The sequence below is a fragment of the Martinezella sp. CNPSo 3890 genome (genome assembly GCF_057784455.1).
This window is the reverse complement of the sequence record NZ_JBXSOR010000013.1, coordinates 184,517-201,553: the sequence shown is the minus strand read 5'-3', so window position 1 is coordinate 201,553 and position 17,037 is coordinate 184,517. Positions and strand designations below refer to the sequence as shown.

The 17,037-nt window shown below is 56.5% G+C and carries 15 protein-coding genes and 2 pseudogenes; 7 read left to right on the top strand and 10 right to left on the bottom strand.

All coding sequences use genetic code 11. The annotated features are described in order from the left end of the window. From AC13RC_RS25610 to AC13RC_RS25600, 3 genes are all read right to left on the bottom strand, one after another. On the bottom strand, positions 1-818 hold an 818-nt coding region (locus AC13RC_RS25610), incomplete at its 3' end, for a threonine aldolase family protein (RefSeq protein ID WP_488558879.1). Between the two features lie 14 nt (positions 819-832). After that, the gene (locus tag AC13RC_RS25605; protein ID WP_488558878.1) at positions 833-1,900 is read right to left on the bottom strand and encodes a carbon-nitrogen hydrolase family protein; all 1,068 of its coding nucleotides are present in this window, start codon (positions 1,898-1,900) and stop codon (positions 833-835) included. Between the two features lie 169 nt (positions 1,901-2,069). Then, positions 2,070-3,503 carry an aminotransferase-like domain-containing protein gene (locus AC13RC_RS25600; RefSeq protein WP_488558877.1) on the bottom strand — a complete coding sequence of 478 codons (1,434 nt, stop codon included), beginning with the start codon at positions 3,501-3,503 and terminating at the stop codon, positions 2,070-2,072. A 248-nt stretch (positions 3,504-3,751) separates the two neighbouring features. On the opposite strand from AC13RC_RS25600, the gene AC13RC_RS25595 reads away from it, so the two are divergent. The 6 genes and pseudogenes from AC13RC_RS25595 (at position 3,752) to panB (ending at position 8,208) form a co-directional block, all read left to right on the top strand. Next, positions 3,752-4,615 (top strand): PhzF family phenazine biosynthesis protein, encoded by an 864-nt coding sequence (locus tag AC13RC_RS25595; protein WP_488558876.1) that lies wholly within the window; start codon positions 3,752-3,754, stop codon positions 4,613-4,615. Between the two features lie 514 nt (positions 4,616-5,129). Continuing rightward, entirely contained in the window at positions 5,130-5,816 is a 687-nt protein-coding gene (locus AC13RC_RS25590; protein ID WP_488558875.1) for a glutathione S-transferase family protein, read from the top strand. Between the two features lie 130 nt (positions 5,817-5,946). Further along, positions 5,947-6,708, top strand: coding sequence for an SDR family NAD(P)-dependent oxidoreductase (locus tag AC13RC_RS25585; RefSeq protein ID WP_488558874.1), 762 nt, complete (start codon positions 5,947-5,949; stop codon positions 6,706-6,708). A 20-nt stretch (positions 6,709-6,728) separates the two neighbouring features. After that, positions 6,729-7,093: pseudogene (locus AC13RC_RS25580) on the top strand (pantoate--beta-alanine ligase); the annotation flags it as partial. A gap of 103 nt (positions 7,094-7,196) precedes the next feature. Next, the gene (locus AC13RC_RS25575; RefSeq protein WP_488558888.1) at positions 7,197-7,352 is read left to right on the top strand and encodes a hypothetical protein; all 156 of its coding nucleotides are present in this window, start codon (positions 7,197-7,199) and stop codon (positions 7,350-7,352) included. Between the two features lie 37 nt (positions 7,353-7,389). Next, a pseudogene (gene panB, locus AC13RC_RS25570) lies at positions 7,390-8,208 on the top strand (3-methyl-2-oxobutanoate hydroxymethyltransferase). A 234-nt stretch (positions 8,209-8,442) separates the two neighbouring features. Here the strand turns inward: panB and repC are convergent. The 4 genes from repC to AC13RC_RS25550 all read right to left on the bottom strand — a co-directional run bounded on the left by repC (position 8,443) and on the right by AC13RC_RS25550 (position 12,694). Continuing rightward, a complete protein-coding gene (repC, locus tag AC13RC_RS25565) occupies positions 8,443-9,657 on the bottom strand; it encodes a plasmid replication protein RepC (protein WP_488558873.1) in 1,215 nt (404 codons plus the stop codon). A 153-nt stretch (positions 9,658-9,810) separates the two neighbouring features. Next, the gene (gene repB, locus AC13RC_RS25560; protein ID WP_488558872.1) at positions 9,811-10,821 is read right to left on the bottom strand and encodes a plasmid partitioning protein RepB; all 1,011 of its coding nucleotides are present in this window, start codon (positions 10,819-10,821) and stop codon (positions 9,811-9,813) included. After that, complete coding sequence (gene repA, locus AC13RC_RS25555; protein ID WP_488558871.1) at positions 10,818-12,029, bottom strand: plasmid partitioning protein RepA; 1,212 nt, start codon at positions 12,027-12,029, stop codon at positions 10,818-10,820. Before repA ends, repB begins: the two co-directional genes overlap by 4 nt. Positions 12,030-12,322: 293 nt before the next feature. Next, on the bottom strand, positions 12,323-12,694 hold the full coding sequence (locus AC13RC_RS25550) for a winged helix-turn-helix transcriptional regulator (RefSeq protein ID WP_488558870.1): 372 nt from the start codon (positions 12,692-12,694) through the stop codon (positions 12,323-12,325). Between the two features lie 101 nt (positions 12,695-12,795). On the opposite strand from AC13RC_RS25550, the gene AC13RC_RS25545 reads away from it, so the two are divergent. After that, positions 12,796-13,911, top strand: coding sequence for an NADH:flavin oxidoreductase (locus tag AC13RC_RS25545; protein ID WP_488558869.1), 1,116 nt, complete (start codon positions 12,796-12,798; stop codon positions 13,909-13,911). Positions 13,912-14,032: 121 nt separating this feature from the next. Here the strand turns inward: AC13RC_RS25545 and AC13RC_RS25540 are convergent, their stop codons facing one another. Genes AC13RC_RS25540 through AC13RC_RS25530 form a run of 3 tightly spaced genes read right to left on the bottom strand, consistent with a single transcriptional unit; the run spans position 14,033 to position 16,829 of the window. Continuing rightward, on the bottom strand, positions 14,033-14,698 hold the full coding sequence (locus AC13RC_RS25540) for a TetR/AcrR family transcriptional regulator (RefSeq protein WP_488558868.1): 666 nt from the start codon (positions 14,696-14,698) through the stop codon (positions 14,033-14,035). Continuing rightward, positions 14,698-16,077 (bottom strand): hypothetical protein, encoded by a 1,380-nt coding sequence (locus tag AC13RC_RS25535; protein ID WP_488558867.1) that lies wholly within the window; start codon positions 16,075-16,077, stop codon positions 14,698-14,700. The genes AC13RC_RS25540 and AC13RC_RS25535 overlap by 1 nt, the downstream gene beginning before the upstream one ends. Next, on the bottom strand, positions 16,029-16,829 hold the full coding sequence (locus AC13RC_RS25530) for a hypothetical protein (protein ID WP_488558866.1): 801 nt from the start codon (positions 16,827-16,829) through the stop codon (positions 16,029-16,031). Before AC13RC_RS25530 ends, AC13RC_RS25535 begins: the two co-directional genes overlap by 49 nt. Positions 16,830-17,037: the final 208 nt, after the last annotated feature.

Sequence of the window (17,037 nt, the reverse complement as noted above, 5' to 3'; positions counted from 1 at the left end):
TCTCTTGCACCGAGTGCGTGGGCAATCAATTGTGCTCTCTCATGATCGTCAGCCAGACGCTCGATATGGTGGTCGATGGCATAGAGTCCCGCCGCGGCCAGGATGCCGGCCTGACGCATCCCACCGCCAAGCCGGTATTTCCATCGCCACGCGTCCTCGATGAAGTGCTTTGACCCACAAAGGACAGCACCGACCGGGCAGCCCAGACCTTTGCTCAAATCGATCCATGCGCTGTCGAAACCCGCTCCGGCGCAATGGTCCGCCGGCGCCGTTCCGGTGGCAATCACTGCGTTGAACAGGCGTGCGCCATCAAGAAAAGCTGTCAGGCCATTGGCGTTCGCTGCGGCGGTCACCTCCGCAAGCTGCGGAACACTCCAGACGCGACCGCCAAGAAAATTCGCTGTCTGCTCGGCAACCACCATCCGCGACTGGGGGCTGGTGCGCGTTTTGGTGCGAACAGCGGTTCGCACGTCGATGCCGGAAAAAATTCCGGTCGGGGTATGAAGCGGGCGAATGGCAACGCCACCGAGAGCTGCCGCTCCCGCCCCTTCGGTATTGACGATATGCGAGCTGGCGTCACAGATGATTTCGTCACCGGCCGCGCAATGAACAAGGATGGCGATCTGGTTGCACATCGTCCCGGACGGAGCAAAGAGCGCATCCTCGAAACCCAGCATCTCCGCCACCCGCCGGCAAAGCCGATTGACCGTCGGATCGAGCCCGCCCTGCTCGTCGCCGACGTCCGCCTGCGCAATAGCACGTCGCATCCCGTCCGTCGGCTTGGTCTGCGTGTCGCTCATCACATTGATGATTTTCATGGAAACCGCCCCGCCTATGCGAGATCAAGGCCGGGAGGCCAAGACAGAGCAACGTCGTCGGCAGATCCCGGCTGACTATTAAACAAAGTTTCACCATCCCCGAACGGCTTGGCGAACTTCAAGGGATCATGCGACGCGTTATTGACCCGCAGATCGAATACGTCGAAGCGATTGTAGTAGCCGACGATGTCGTGAAATTGCTTGGGGACGATTGTCTGGCTGATATCGACATCACCATAGACGACACCCTCTTCATCCCTAAGCGTCTGGCTGATCGGCGTGCCTGCGGGTCCAAGGATCATCGACACGCTTCTGGGGGCACTTTCCAAAAGATCGCGGGCCTCCTTTTCCCCGCGGCAAACGAGATCGGCTGCAGCATCGCTCAGGAAACCGGAAGCAACGATGTTGAACAGTTTCCCTTCGAATGCATGCGCTCCCGAACGAATACGAATGGCCGCGTCGAGATCATAGCCACCGGCATCGCCAACGGGATGAGTGGGCCAGCGGGGAGAATAGGAGGCGACATGGATCTGTTCCCCCTGGGCAATAAGGGAGTAGCGTGCCAGCGGATTGGTGTTTTCGCCGCAGATAAGAGCACCGATTCTGCCAACCGCGCTGTCGACGACCCGGAGCCCGCTTCCATCACCGTTCGCCCAGGTCAGCTTTTCCCAATAGGTCGGAACGAGTTTACGGTGCCGGTTGAGGATCCTACCGTCGCTGCCGATGACAATGTTGGTATCCCAGATGCAGCCGACACTGTTCCTGGTCCCCTCGTTCAGTCCCATGGAAACGACGACGTTATAGTGTCGCGCAGCGTCGCAGAGGCGCCTGATTTCCAGCCCCGGGATCTCGACCGTCGAGCTTGCCATGCGGGTGAAAAAATCGTGGTTGTGAACGGGCGAACGAAGGCCGGACCACACCGGAAAGGCACAGATAAAGGCCTCCGGGAATGCCACAAGGGCAGCACCATTGTCCGCAGCCTCAGCGATCAAAGAGATCGCCTTTGAAACGGTTGCGTCAACATCGAAGTAAATCGGCGCCACATGGCATGCCGCAGCCTTGAACCTGGGGTAAGATTTCATCGGGTTCTCCGGAAATGTCTGGAATATCCTCTGCTATCAATGTGTCGTTGCACAGCGACAGGAAGTCTGAAATCAGACCTGTACAGATGTGTGCACCACTTCGGTGCGCGACCCGCTATGCAGGGGCTGCACCGATAAGGCGCGGTCACCCTGTGTTCGGACGTCCGAGTCAGAGCTGCGTTGCAAGACGGGCAAGGCTTTGATATCCGCGTTCGACCTCCGGCCGCCAAACCTGGCCGCAATTGATACGCATATGATTGCGGAACTGGCCGCTTGCGGAAAACAACGGTCCGGGAGCGAGGCCGATACCAACGTCCAACGCTGCCGCATGCAGTTTCAGAACGTCGATATGTTCTGGCCATTCCAGCCAGAGCAGGAAGCCACCAGAAGGCCTGCGAGCTTTGATACCTGCCGGCAAGTAGTGCTCGATCGCTTGCAGATGCTGATTGAGCTGATCACTCAGCCGACGACGCAGGGTTCTTAGATGCCGATCGACACCACCGTCTGCAAGATACTCCACCAATCCTCCCTCGATGATTGGCGGCTGGCCGATGCTTGAGATGCGCTTTAACAGCGAGACCTGATCGGAATAGCGACCCGCATCGATCCAGCCGATGCGGAGACCAGGGGCGATCGTCTTCGTCAGCGAGGCGCATAAGATGACATTGCCTTGGCTATCAAAAGACTTCGCCGCCGTGGTTTGGCCCGTATAATGCAGATCTGCGAAGGTCGCGTCTTCGATCAACGGAATTCGGCGCTCGGATAGCATCGCAACAAGGCTGCGCTTTGCTTCCAGGCTCATCGTAGCACCCGACGGATTGGTCACGGTTGTCGAGACGAGGCAAGCCCTGACGTCATGGTATTCAACCGCGTCGCAAAGATGGGCAAGCGATATCCCGCCCTCGACATCGCTCGGAATTTCGAGCACGCGCAAATGTAGCATCTCCAGCATCTGGATGAAGCCGTAATAACCGGGTGTCTCCACGGCCACGATGTCGCCCGGCTTGGTAACGGCTCGAAGCGCAAGCCCCACCGCCTCGACACAGCCATTGGTGATGACAATGTTTGAAGGATCGAGCTGGCAGTCCCAAAGCAAAGCGCGCTTGGCGACTTCGCTGCGAAGAGACGCTGCGCCCGGAGCAAATCCATAGTGGCCGATCGCTGCACTGTTCTTGCGCAGGTAGGAGGCAACTGCATTTCTCAGCCGTTCCGTTTGAAAGAGCTCCGCACTTGGTACAGCTGCACCAAACGGCAACAATCCGGGTTTGGAAGAAGCATCGATGATGGGCGCCGATATCTGCATCACGTCGACAGCCGCCGGACGGCCGGTTACTCGTCCCGGCGTGGGCGTTTTCAGTTTGCTGGGCGGAAAGCGGACGAAATAACCGGACTTTTGGCGCGCTTCCACGAGGCTCTGATCCTCGAGCAAACGCAACGCTTCCTGTATCGTTGGAATTGAAACTCGCTTGATCCTCTTCAGCTCCCGGATCGAAGGGAGGCGATCGCCATATTTCAAGGTTCCGGAATGGATTGCGTCTGCAATCTCCGCAGCGATCTTACGATAGAGTGGGTCGCCACCCCCGCCACGCCCATTTCCGTTCATGTGATGAGATCACTGTATAGCCACTGTCGACCATTGAAGATGGCTGTCCAGTGTCATGCTGTCAATCAGCGACAAAGAGCTTATCGGCGCTGGCGGAAGTGCCCATCCGCCAGGGCCAGCACTACGGCGACCGCTGTACAGGGTACCAAATCGGCTTTCTGTGCCTGTTCGCGTCGTCGGGTGTCCGTCAGTATCAGCGTGGGGAGGACGCCCGCATGGTGCCCGGAGTCCCCGGGAAGCTGGAGACCATGTTCAAATTCGATATTGTCGACGTCTTTTCCGCCATTGCAGGGGATGGCAATCCGGTCGCAATTGTTCATGACGCTGACGGCCTCGATGAACATAAGATGCAGAAGATGGCATCGTGGCTGGGTCTTCCGGAAACCGCTTTCGTCACCGAACCGCGACCGGGAACTGGCGACTATAGTCTTCGCATCTTCTCGCCGCGTTGCGAGCTTCCATTCGCCGGTCATCCCTCGATTGGCGCGCTGGCAGCCCGGTTGAAGCGAAACCCGACGTTAAAAACCAAATCTCATTTCGTCCAGCACTGCAAAGCGGGCTTGGTCAATCTCGACCTGTCCGATGCTGACGGTGATCCCGTCATCAGCGTTTACACGCCCGCCCGCGCCGAGATCGAGAAACTTGGCGCCGAAGATACGTTTGCGGCTCTCGCTTGCCTGGCACCTAAGGTCAAAGCTGTTACATGCGAGCGGGTCAGTGCAGGCGCCCAGTGGATCATCATCCGCCTTGAGAAGGCATCGATGGTTCTGAAGGCCGATCCGGAGCTCCAGTCAATTCTGGAATTGAGCCTCGAACATGACGTGTCGGGAATGACGATATTTGCCGAATACCCTGAGAGCGACGCAGATTACGTTGTGAGGTCATTTGCACCGCGCATCGGTGTGCTGGAGGATGCTGCCTGCGGAGGAGGCAATGCCTGTGTCGCGGCCTCACTCGCCAACGGCGGCGGGCTTGTCGACTATGTCGCGACACAGGGCCAGAAACTTGGCCGGAACGCCCGGATCTTTGCTGCCGGACCATTTTTCGACCAGCGCTTCCGGATCGGCGGACACACAAGGATCATCGCATCCGGAGAATTGGGAAGCCTGTGATGGATTGCTTGGTCCTTCGACACCGGACTGGGCTTGCCGGTCATTGGTAAGGCTTCATTCATTGTTGACGTTCTCAGGATAGACATTCGACGCGCGACAGGTATTGCGTTCGCGTTCTTCTAACATCCACGATGTCGGGGCGTTGGTGGCGACGGCCAATCTGTCTGGCTGTCATCTGTAGACGTCTGGCGCTTTCAGCGCAGGAGGGCGCGCCGTAAGCGGAATCGGTTGCGCCGGGCAAATCATCGTGTCATCGCCAATCGGCCATCCGGCATCCAAACGCCAAGCGGTCCCGCTCGTCTCGGCGACAAGTCGATCGAAAATCCGGCAACAGCTTCCGATGAACCTTCTCCCGCCAACTCGAGCAAGGCAGACACTCTTCCTGGGCAAATTCCTATGATGGGCATCAGAGTGTTTAGTCAAACTAAACAGCCTGAGCAGATTCAGGCATATTAAAAATACAAAGGGGGTCCGCTAAGTTTAGGCCGCAAGGCTCTTAAAAAGGAAACTTCTCATGAAACTCCATGATCGCAACGGTGCGCCCAACGCCGCCCGTATCCGCATTGTCCTGGCCGCAAAGGGTCTTGAAGACAAAATCGAGTACGAAAGCGTCGACCTCATTTCCGCTGCGCAGAAGCAGCCGGAATTCCTCGCGAAAAACCCCATCGGAAAGATCCCGCTCCTGGAGCTGGATGACGGTTTCATCCTCTCCGAGTCGACGGCAATCACCGAATACCTCGATAATCTCGACGGAAATCCGATCTTCACAGGCAAGAATTCGCGCGAAAAAGCCACCATCCTCATGATGCAGCGCCGCGTCGAACAGCTGCTGCTCGAACCTCTCGATGACTTCTTCCATTACGGGACGGCCGGCCTTGGCAAGACCCTTGGGCCGTGGCGCATGCCGGAGTGGCCGAACCGCAAGGAATGGGGACTGCGTCGGGGCGAGGAAGCCGTCCGCGGGCTCGCCTATTTCGACAACCTCCTGAAGGACAAGCCCTATGTCGCCGTCGACACGTTTTCGATGGCTGACATTACGCTCTACATCAGCCTGCTGTTCGGTGAGATCGCCGGCCTGCCCTTCTCGCCTGAACTGACCACGCTGGCCGCGTGGCGGAAAAAGGTCGATGAGCTTCCTGAAGTCAAGAACCGACGGGCGAAAGAGATCTTGCCTGGCGACATCGCTCGTCTCGGACAATAGCGAGCGCAACGGCATCCGGCTCGCCAAGCCGTGCTGGATGCCGCCCAGCGCGTGCCGACAGGACGATTACAATGACCAATCGACTACGTTGCCCACAAACAGGTGTGCCATCACAGTTGAGGGCTTCGTTATGACTGACGTGCAAGGACTGCTTCATGGCAAGACGGCGCTTATCACGGGTGCGGGTCAAGGAAACGGGCGAGCGATTGCAATCGGTTTTGCAATGGCCGGCGCCCGTGTAATCGCAACAGATATTCGAGAGGCAACCGCTCGAGAGACAGCGGAAATCATCAATGACGCGGGAGGCAGGGCCGTGTGCCTTGAGCTTGACGTTTCCAGTGAAACTGCCTGCCGGACAGCATCGGCCGAGCTCCGCCTGGCCGGCCCAATCAACATCCTCGTGAACAATGCAGGCATTGTCGTGCGCGAAGGAGTGGATAGCCCCAGAGCTTCGGAAACATGGCGACGAGTTCTGGGAGTCAACCTGGACGGTAGCTTCAATATGATAATGGCTTTCCTCGACGATCTTCGAGCAACGAAAGGCGTGATCATCAATGTCGGCTCGATTGCCTCGTTTATCGGTGTCGACAACGCACTCGGCTATTCCGCCTCCAAGGGTGGTATCAGAACGCTGACACAAGCAATGGCTCGGGATCTGGCCTCCGATGGGGTCCGTGTCAATGCGGTCGCGCCCGGCGTTTTCGAGACACCGATGACTGAATCCACTCGTCAAAATCCCGAGCGTTTAAAAGCCCTTTTGAGCAGGGTTGCACTTGGACGCGCTGGTCAGCCGGAGGAGCTGGTCGGACCCTGCCTCTTTCTTGCCTCGTCACTGTCGGAATATGTGACCGGGGTGACGCTACCCGTCGACGGCGGTTTCCTAGCATCCTAGACAAGCTCCGCCCTGTCGCGATGACTGGCTGCGAGCGTCTCAACAGGTGCATTTTAATGCCGAAGGCCAACTTCGGGAGGGTTAACCCCCTGCCCTGCCTCCGGCGCGAGAACATGTATCCGCAACCGATGGTGGCGGTCATCGAACTTCCCGACCTAGCGCGCGAACTCAAGGTGGTTGTCCTTCCCGGCCATTTTGCCGGCGTGGCTACCGTTGTCTGCAAGCTCTTCAACATCGTACAGCCACAGGCCGGCTATCTCGGCAAGAAAGACTACCAGCAGGACGTCCTCAACGAACGTATGCTCGCGGACCTGGCGCTGCCTGCGGGTGTTATCCGTTCCGTGACAAAGAGGGCCTCGCTCTCCCTTCCCGGAATGTCTATGTGAGCGAAGCCGAGCGGCATGCGGCGGCGGCGGTTCCTCGCGCGCTTTGCGAGGCCGAACGGCTTTGGACGGGGCCTCACCGGCGCCTCCGACCTGGATGGCGGATTGACCGAATTCCTCCGCAGCGAACCTCTGGCCAACCCCGAAGTGGTGACCGTCAGGGATGCTGGCACACTGAAGCCGATTGTTGAGGTCAACGACCCGGTAGTGGTGGCCCTTTTCGTTCGGATCGGAAGCACATGCTTGCTCGAAACCAGGTGATCGGCGTGAAAACGCAGACAGGCAAAGGATCGGACCGATGAGTGCCACTGGTTTTGAGAAGCGGCTGACGCCTTCCCGCATCGCCAGCATGAAAAGCACGACTCCGATTGGCTGCCTGACCGCCTATACAACGCTGATCGCCGTCTGCTTGACGAGCATTGTGACCTTCTGCTGGTCGGAGATTTTGTGAGAATGGTCCTCTATGGACTGGAAACGACGACGTCGGTCACCCTCGACATGATGATCGCTCATGAAAAGCGGTGATGCCCGGCGTCCGGCACGCCTGTGTCGCCGTCGACATGCCGTTCGGAACCTATCAGGGGTCGAAAGAAGCGGCGTTTCGGAATGCAGTCCGCATTTTGCAGGAGACGGGCTGCGACGCCGTCAAGCTTGAAGGCGGAGCCGAGATAGTCGAGACCATCGCCTTCCTGACGGCGCGCGGCATTCCGGTCCTTGGACGTATCGGGTTGATGTCGCAGCAGGTCCATACGGCAGAGGGTTATCGCTCGGTTGGCCGCTCCGTGGGAAAGACGTCGAAAATCCGCCGAGATGTGCATGCCGTCGGCGGTTCTGGCGCCTTCGGCATCGTCGTTGAGGGAACCGTGAAAACGTTGGCACGAGGGGTCACCGCTACCATTCATGCGCCGACGATCGGCATTGGCGCCTCACCTGCTTGCGATGCCAAATTCTTGTATCGGATGATACGCTGGGTCTCTTCGACGAGTTCAAACCGCACTTCCTCAAATGCTACGACAATCTGGGCAAGGGTGCTGCTGCAGCGGCCGCTGACTATGCCGCCGGTGTTCGTGCACGGCGTTTCCACGGCATTGAGCATACGTTTAAACAACGCCAATGATTGCGTTGGAATGTTACGCCTTTTGCTAAGGCACACACCCGAAGGACTTGATTCTTGCAGATCTGTCGCAAGGGTACCAGGGCCGCAAGGAAACCATTGCCCGCGTATGGGAGTCGAAAGGACCCCTTATCGGGCTCAACCGACCAATTGACCCACAAGAAGAAGTTCATAATTGCGCCACGTCCAAAACATGTTTGTTTTCAGGTGCTTAATCCAGTTGTAAGCTTACAACTCCTATCCGGTTATCCGAAATGCAGGAGAATTGGCTTTCAGGAGCGCCATGATCGCAGGGCCGAGCGAGAATTCGCCGCGTTGGGCTCTTCTTGTGAGATCGCGCAAGTATCCACCCGCTGAGTTAATGAAATTAGTCCGCTCCAAGATGCAACCAACAGCAACGGCTGCATTCTCTGGCCCCATGACATCGCACGCTTCCTGGTACGCCGACGGGCTGATTCCCAACATCGACCGGACCACCACTGCAGCGGCCATCATATCGCGCCAACTTCCGATCGCGCCACCAGGCCCGAAGTCAGCGATGGTCGGGCAGGCCTTCAAAACCACAGCCAAGGGAAACGCCTTCACCGGATCCGCAGGACGCCTGATTGTTTCGCTCGGCGTCGCCCCCTGCTCTGTTCGAGAGCACGGTTCAGATTCATTGATGGATTCGGGATTTGAATTCTGTATGTGGCGCTCGGTATGAGCATCATTGGTGCTAGGATTCTTGGAATTTGTCTGGATATTCAATCTGCTTAGCACTTCTTCCTGCAACATCTCCATCTCATCAAGGATCGATGCTATCTGATCGATAGACGGCGCGCGCGGAATTCTCCCTACCAATTCGACGTAAACATCCTCGACCGACTGCCAGTCGCCCTCTGCGCCCTCTTCCAGCGCGGCACTTATAAGTTTACGTACGTCGCGACGGCAGATCGTCAAGTTCTCCTTCGCTTTCCTGAAGGCCGATTGCTCCATCGCGACCTGCTGAGCAAGGTTTGCGAGCTCTTCCGACCGAGCGAGCAAGGGAGACAGATCGAAACCGAACGCGGTCTCGATCTCGCCAGATGCATCCTTGCGCGCATACCGCTTCCCATTGGCGCTGTCCTTGCGAACAATCAATCCAGCATCGACGAGGACCGCTATGTGACGCCGAAGCGTCGCTCCGGCCATACTATGAGCTCGGAGGCAAAGCTGGGCGTTGGAAGGGAAGACAACCAATTGAGCGTCTTGGCGAAGCTCGCCGTCGGGATGGAAGCCGAGGAGCGCATGCAATACGGCCAGGCTATTCGATTGTACGCCCAACCGATTATAGGCGGTCGAAACATCTCGAAAGACCTTCCACTTGTCTACAGATTTGCCAGGCCGGATCTCGGCGGTGGCCTGTTGCCGGCGCACAAGCGCAAGTGTCATCGGCCGCCGCCCGAAAGGCGTCGTCACATTTCCCGTCTGCATTTCTCTCACCCTTCAAAAGGCAACAGAAAAGCGCTCACCAAAACGATGCCAAAGACTCTTGACGATGATTCCGGAAAATGCGATTCTCAAATTGCTAGATAAGAGATTGGGCTTCCGGACGGCGACGTTTGGGGCCTTTTCTTTTTGCGATTATCACTCCTTGGTCTTCGATTGCTTTGTCTGGTGCTCCATATAGAGCCCTGGCAACCGCTCGAGCACGAAGGCCGCGAATTCTGGCGTCGCCTTCCTGTCGAACGTGATGTCCACCTTTGTCTTGCTCTGCTTCACTACGGCCAAACGCTCTCCGTTCGGTGTGGATACCACAGCGGGAAGCCCGCGCGGCTCTTTGCGGGGCTTCAGCATAAGGACTGCTTTGAAGCGATCCGCAGACGATAGAGCTCTCACCTCAGCAGAGTTTGCGTAGCGGACAAGACCATCGGGGTCCGAAGCCGTTTCGAACAGATCCGCCATCTGTTGCCAGCTCGGCCCGCCGACGCCGGGCGCCGCCCCAATTGCATCGATAAGTTCCGCTGGAAGAGCATCGACGATCGAAAGCATCTTCGACAGGTTACCCTTGTCGATCGACATTGACGACACAATCACTTCACGAGGAAAGCGCTCGCGGAGGCGAGATGCAAACCGCGCCTTTTCAATGAAGGTTAGATCCTGTCGCTCGTTGTTCTCTTGACCCTGCGCGATCACCAACTGCTCATCGGTGAGTTCGCGGACGACCGCCCTAGCTTTTAAGCCAAGTTCCTTCAGTGCCCGGAGGCGTCGGTGGCCGAAGGCCACTTGATATCGGCCCGCGGTTTGCGGGTGAGGGCGAACCAACACAGGCACCTGCTGGCCCTGTTCGCGGATCGACGCAAGGAGCCCCTCGATATCTCCTTCCATCCGATCTTGAATGAAGGAGGGGTCTATATCGTCGGTGTCAATCTCTACAACGGCCTGGCCCTCCGCCAAACGTCGTTCAATTTCCTCGGCTCGTTCCGCGCGAATCCTGACGTCACGAAGATTGTCGCCGACCTGGCGCGTCAATCTGTTCGCTGCCGTCTGTTCTGGCGGCGCTGAGTGGAGCATGGGGAGCACTTTAGTTTTGGCCAAACGCTCTGGCGCCGGCGTGGTCGATGCCTGCGGCGTGCGCAGGAGATCTTTTCTGCTCATGTCCTCCCCCAAGCTCTCTTGATCAACGTCTCAATTTCGCCGTTGACGCTATTCATCGATTCTAGCGCGCGGTCATAGGTGGCGCGGGTAAACTGACTTCGTTCCACCTCAAAGAGGGTCTGGTTTGTAAGGCCAGCATCGGAGACAGCGGTCGTCTTCAGCATCGGATAATTCAATACGTTCTCGCCAAATATGGAACGCAGGTAAGCGACCATCTGGTTTTGAGGACCGTCGCCCGGCTCGTAGCGTGTGATCAAATAGCGCATCCAGTTGAAGTCGAATCTCGCCCCCGCCTTCGAGATCTCGCGCAGCAGGTCAGATGTCATCGCGAGGAACTGATTCATCGACATGACGTCCAGCATCTGTGGATGCACGGTGATTAACACCGACGTCGCTGCGGTGAGGGCGGATAGCGTCAGGTAGCCAAGCTGGGGAGGGCAGTCGATCACCACGACGTCGTAGCCGTGCGCGACCTGATCGAGCGCGGCGCTGATGCGATCAAAGAACATCGTACCGTCGCCCTTGCGCGACAAAAGCGCCCTTGGCGTCTCGTGCTCAAATTCCATGAGTTCAAGGTTTCCCGGGATCAGATGCAGATCCGGTATGTAGGTCGCCGAAATGATCTCCCCCATCTGGCGAGCGTTCTCGTACTGAATAGCCCCATAGAGGGTCTCATTCTCGCCTACATCTGTCTCGGGCTGGACCCCGAAAAGGCTGGATAGGCTCGCTTGCGGATCAAGGTCAATTGCAAGGACGCGATAGCCGCGCAACGCCAGATATTGCGCAAGGTGGGCGGAAGTTGTCGTCTTGCCGGAGCCGCCTTTGAAGTTCATCACAGAGATGACTTGCAGTTGTTCATTGTCGCGACGATGAGGCAGATAACGTCGATTTCCGCGCCCTGTTTTGTCGAGGTGGCTTCTAATCTTGTGAATATCAAGCACTGAATAGCTTCGCCGACCGGCTGGACCGGTGTTCACGTCCAGATCGTCAGCCAAGTCGTTGGCGATATTCCGGAGGTGGACCTCCTTTACCCCAAGGAGCTTCGACGCTTCTGACGGCTGGAAATAGCGGATAGTTTTCTCGGCATGCGGCGGGAAAACGCTGATATGATGAGACTGCAGTTGCCCCGCAAGCGCATGCGAATGCCTCGTAATAAGGCCCATGAGGTCCTCTTGGGCATCAGGCACGCTATTAGCAATTTTGGCCATCTCTAACCTTGATCAGTCTTAGTGTCGCTCACGAGCGGAATTTTGCGTTTGCTCCGATGCTGACAATAAGCATCGATTCTCGGAGGACAGCAAGATATTTTAGGTTAACAGACCCTTAATCGGATTTGCTCTACTCACACGCAGGCGCTCATATTTCCTTATGTTACGGGCTTTTGCGGCACCAAACGCCGGGAAAAACCTGTTCATAAACTTCTGGCGAAAACATTGCAGAAACCCCAGTTTCTGCGCAGATTACAAGTTAGGACTGCTCCTGTGCTGCATCCGCGACTCAGTTACGCGCCTATTTTGTTGTCGAAACGATGCCGTGCGGCATCGACCTCAGCCATCTTTTCGAGCGTCCAATCGTAGACCGCGAGTAATAGCGGTTGAATGCTACGGCCAAGCTCCGTGAGTTCGTATTCCACCGCGACGGGGGAGAGCGGGAGCACTCTACGGGTGATCAGCCCGTTGCGCTCGAGCCGACGCAGCGATTGTGTGAGCGCCTTTTGCGTCACGCCTTCGAGTCGCCGTTTTATTGAATTGAACCGGACGGCGCCGGCGTCGAGCACGGTTATGATCATCATCGACCACTTGTCCGCTATCTGCTCGAACAATACGCGGCTGGGGCAATCGACCGTGAAGGTTTGGGTTTCTGGATTAAACATTAAGGTATCCTCAAGGCAACCTAGGCTATTCAAAGTACCTCATTGACGACTAGGTTTCCGGTTTATACCTCAGGTGCTCCAGAGAACAACGGAGCTGCGCAGTGACCGCGTCAACAGATACTCTTTTTCGTCCCTTCCATCTGAAGTCTTTGAGGTTGTCGAACCGGATCGTGATGGCGCCCATGACCCGAGGGCAAGCGGCCGAGGGAATACCCGGCGCGACCAACGCGGTATATTATCGTCGCAGAGCCGCGGGCGGTGTTGGTCTTATTCTGTCTGAAGGGACGGTTATAAATCGTCCAGCGTCGCGCAACCTGCCTGGGATCCCGTTCTTCCACGGAGACGCTGCGCTTGCCGGGTGGAAAGGTGTGATCGATGCGGTCCACGAAGCCGGTGGGCGAATGGGACCCCAGATCTGGCATACGGGTTCGACCGTCGGTACCGCCGACTGGGCTCCTGAAAGCCCGGTAGAAAGCCCGTCCGGGCTGGTGGCGCCGGATCAACCCCGTGGTGTCGAAATGACAGAAAGCGACATTGCCGATACGATCGCCGCTTTCGCCAAGGCAGCAGCAGATGCAAAACGAACGGGTTTTGACGTCGTGGAAATTCATGGCGCCCACGGATATTTGATCGACCAATTTTTCTGGCAAGGCACAAACTTGCGAGCCGATCGTTGGGGAGGCGCCACGATTAAGGAGAGATCGCGTTTTGCCGTCGAGACTGTGAAGGCGATCCGCGCAGCCGTTGGCGAGGACTTTCCGATCATCTTGCGCATCAGCCAGTGGAAGCAACAGGACTTTTCAACCCGTCTTGCGGAAACCCCTGAAGTGATGGCCGATTGGCTGCAGCCACTCGTCGATGCGGGTGTTGACATCCTTCATTGCTCGCAGCGGCGCTTTTGGGAACCGGAGTTCCCGGAGATTGATGGTGAGAGCGGTCTGAACTTCGCCGGTTGGGCAAAGAAATTAACCGGGGCAGCCACCATCAGCGTAGGTTCTGTCGGATTATCTGGCGAATTCATCAAGTCGTTTGGTGGAGAAACGTCAACTAGCACCGGGATCGATCGACTTCTTGCCCGGATGGAGCGCGACGAATTCGACCTCATTGCAGTCGGGCGTGCGCTGATCAGCGACGCTGACTGGCCAACGAAGGTTCGGACCGGGGACACAGCCGGTCTCAAGGGGTTTGACCCAGCAAAATTGTCCGAACTGGTATAGCAAAAGCCCGGAGAAGGGCTGAGAGGAAGATGCGGCCCGCCGAATACTGGCGGCCCGCAAGATTATCGCCAGGCAGCGTTGCTATTGCCTGGTAACTGGGATCGATGCCATCAGGACGCGTTTACGCCGGGAGTAGGCCTGCCGCCCGATAGCTTTCGATCAATGTGTCAAACAGTGAAACGTCTGCGCAACTGCGTGCCAGGAGCTGGGCTCCGGAAACCGCCGCGAAGATTCCAAGCGCCCATTTTCCGCAGACTTCGACCGTCTCACAATTGGCGGCCATCAGACGCCTTTGGAGCCACTTGACGTTGATGTCTACAAAGGCGCGAACCTGCAGGCTTACGGCTTGTGGCACGTCGGCATATTCGATCCCCATGAAGCTCGCCAGGCAAAGCCGATTCCCGTTTTGCAAGGTGGCTCTGAAAGCCGACGGATATTCGCGTAAACTATCGAATGGATCGGATTTATCGGTTTCGATACCTTTGAGCCATGTTCCCATGTCCTGCGCGTATCGTTCGGCGATTGCAACCGCCAAATCGGCTTTGCTCGGATAGTGGTGATAGATGCTGGCTGCTTTGATACCGACAGCGTCCGCGACAGCGCGCATGTTGAGGCCGGCATATCCATGGCTTTGAGCCATGAGCCGAGCTTCGCCCAATATGGCTTCTCTGGTCTTTATCCCCACGTCTGCGCCTAACCTCTTTAGGAAATATCGATACACGATTATGGACGAAGATGAAGATAAACGCGGTCTTTCTGGACCGTTAGATCGACGCTCAACCCGCATCACTCGTTCCACGGCTTTCTTGAGTAGTACTCGTCTTTAGATAGATTCCACAACATTTCGACGTTTGCGCTAGCCATCTCGCAAACGAGCTCCCATTGAAGCAGGCCCTTGGCAGCACGCTGAAATAGGACTTGTTCGACGACCTTTCTTCTGAAGCTGTCGGATGGATGTTGATCAGCATCGCGAAGGCCGTCGCTCAAGTCTGGGAGATCGCGAACTCGGCATCCGGCCGTTTGGGCACATTCTGTTGCCCTTATTAGATCGTTGTTTGTCTCGATCTCTTTTGGTCCTTCAGGCTCAGATTGGTTCGCACTGATCGCAGCCTCTCCAAGAATTCTCCGTGCAACGAAATAAAAGCGAACGGCACTCAAACTGCATCCATAGGGACTTGTTTCCCCCTCAGCTTTCAACGCCTCGTCCTCGAGCTCTTGCACTATTTTTATGCCGAACGAATCTGCCTCGAGCTCGGCAATCATTTGACTGACCGGTCTGTCTTTCCAACCAAAATAATCCATTAGGTAGGTCGGCAGATTCGCTAGATTCAGGCCGGAAGCGCCATGATTATAATACACATGTCCAATTTCATGGGCCATTGCGAAACTTTCCATCCCCTCAGCATAGACCGGCATCATGAACCGCGAGAGGTTCTTGCCAGCCTGAGAAGACGTAAAATCGTTGCTCTCTGGCAGTTCGTCTTTTCGGAACAAATTCAAGATAGCAAAAAGCCGCTCCGCAAACTCCGGATGAGCTTCCAGGTTCTTTACGTTGGCTTCTTCCGAGAGGTCGAAGGACTGGCTTTCGGGGCCTGACGATACGTATGGAACGGTTTGAAAGGCCAGATCGGACATCATTGCGGCGAATTCGATAAACCTGACGTTTATCAGAATGACGGGATCGCCGTTCGTCGAACCACCAGCCACCTCAGCGCCAACCTCTTTTATCGGCAGAGCACCAAACACGATGTTGTCGGGGAGGCGAATTCCGAGTGAAGTTGCGCCTTTTGTAATTTTCGCGAGCCGCTGCTGTAGAAGCCAGTGGAGTCCAGTAATTTCATAGGGGGTCGCCCGCGTGCTACAGACCTCCCCAAAGAGCTCGTGAAGTTTCGCCCTGTCGTCAGTGCTGACTTCGATGCTGTGGCCATTGAGAGTCGCAATGCATGTCGACCGATCGACGTCGCAGGCGTGCGTAGGATGTCCTTCACATATTGAGCGCTGGATTTCGGCCAGTCGGCCGTAACGAGGGTCTTTTAGCGACAATGTGGTCACGTCATCCTCTGCGAACGCGCCGACGGACAAGCCAAAAGACAATAATGCAGATGCAATGAAAGGTGTTAATTGGAAACCTGATTGTCGCCAGATTGAGCGGGTTCGGTCGACCATTTCAAAGGCCCTTCGATGTCGTGCTGCACAATCTGTGGCTCATTAAGGCCAAGCAGTGCCTCCACCTTTTTGACACGATAGAACAGGTAGTGGGGTTTGGCATAGTTGACGTCGATCACCCAGTGGCCCGACGAATCCCTCGTTGCGGTGGCGGTCGCGTCCCCGGTCTCCCAAGCTGAGCCGGCTTTACCAGTGAAATCTTGCGTCGATCCAAGTTGATATGAAATTCCGGTCACCGACACACTCTCGACCACCAGGTACGGCGACTTATCCTTGTTCTTGCGGAACCATCCCGCAAGGGCGTTCGCCTGCTGGTCTGGGTCCAGGCGCCAGCGATGTGCGCCGCGCAAGGCAAGGGAGACTTGAATTGAAGAACTTGAACTTAGAGCACCGTTTCCGATGCCAATGAAATGCGCCAAAACAGAGCCGCCCCAGTCGACTACACCGTCAAAACTCGGAAACGTTTCGTCACCGGCATCTACGGGTTTGATCTTCAGGTTGCCGAGGAAGCTGAAGTTTCCTTCTTCCAATGAGAAAAGTGTACCGGGACCATCGAACGTTCTGGGAGTTGGCCATGTCTGAAATGGTGGATATTGAGGGGGAAAACCTGGCAGCACGACTACGTCGGGCTTACGGAGGCTAAGGTAAGCGACAACTGCAACTACTAGCGCCAGACCAACCATTATACCGACACGAATTTTCGCTGTGGATGACCACTTTGTCGGCAGCTTTCGCTCCTCCACGCTCGCCATGTTTCGCTTCCCCCAGGTGCCTGGCTGCACAATGCAGTTCGAGCCCGATTGAAATTATCGCCTATATTAGCAAATGCCAGGATAAAGTTCGGAACATGCTGGAGTATAGCACGACAATCACGACACATCAGTTGGGGAAACAGCAATAGAATCACCACGATCTTCTCGTCTCGAGAACAATGTGGATCAAGCTAACCTTGAAAGGCCG

What these genes read in the sequence shown, in the direction of transcription:
- AC13RC_RS25530 (WP_488558866.1), bottom strand. Translation starts at nt 16,829, where the DNA reads ATGGCGAGCGTGGAGGAGCGAAAGCTGCCGACAAAGTGGTCATCCACA.
- AC13RC_RS25550 (WP_488558870.1), bottom strand. Translation starts at nt 12,694, where the DNA reads ATGTTTAATCCAGAAACCCAAACCTTCACGGTCGATTGCCCCAGCCGC.
- AC13RC_RS25590 (WP_488558875.1), top strand. Translation starts at nt 5,130, where the DNA reads ATGAAACTCCATGATCGCAACGGTGCGCCCAACGCCGCCCGTATCCGC.
- AC13RC_RS25600 (WP_488558877.1), bottom strand. Translation starts at nt 3,503, where the DNA reads ATGAACGGAAATGGGCGTGGCGGGGGTGGCGACCCACTCTATCGTAAG.
- repC (WP_488558873.1), bottom strand. Translation starts at nt 9,657, where the DNA reads ATGCAGACGGGAAATGTGACGACGCCTTTCGGGCGGCGGCCGATGACA.
- AC13RC_RS25535 (WP_488558867.1), bottom strand. Translation starts at nt 16,077, where the DNA reads ATGGTCGACCGAACCCGCTCAATCTGGCGACAATCAGGTTTCCAATTA.
- AC13RC_RS25585 (WP_488558874.1), top strand. Translation starts at nt 5,947, where the DNA reads ATGACTGACGTGCAAGGACTGCTTCATGGCAAGACGGCGCTTATCACG.
- AC13RC_RS25540 (WP_488558868.1), bottom strand. Translation starts at nt 14,698, where the DNA reads ATGCGGGTTGAGCGTCGATCTAACGGTCCAGAAAGACCGCGTTTATCT.
- AC13RC_RS25595 (WP_488558876.1), top strand. Translation starts at nt 3,752, where the DNA reads ATGTTCAAATTCGATATTGTCGACGTCTTTTCCGCCATTGCAGGGGAT.
- repB (WP_488558872.1), bottom strand. Translation starts at nt 10,821, where the DNA reads ATGAGCAGAAAAGATCTCCTGCGCACGCCGCAGGCATCGACCACGCCG.
- repA (WP_488558871.1), bottom strand. Translation starts at nt 12,029, where the DNA reads ATGGCCAAAATTGCTAATAGCGTGCCTGATGCCCAAGAGGACCTCATG.
- AC13RC_RS25605 (WP_488558878.1), bottom strand. Translation starts at nt 1,900, where the DNA reads ATGAAATCTTACCCCAGGTTCAAGGCTGCGGCATGCCATGTGGCGCCG.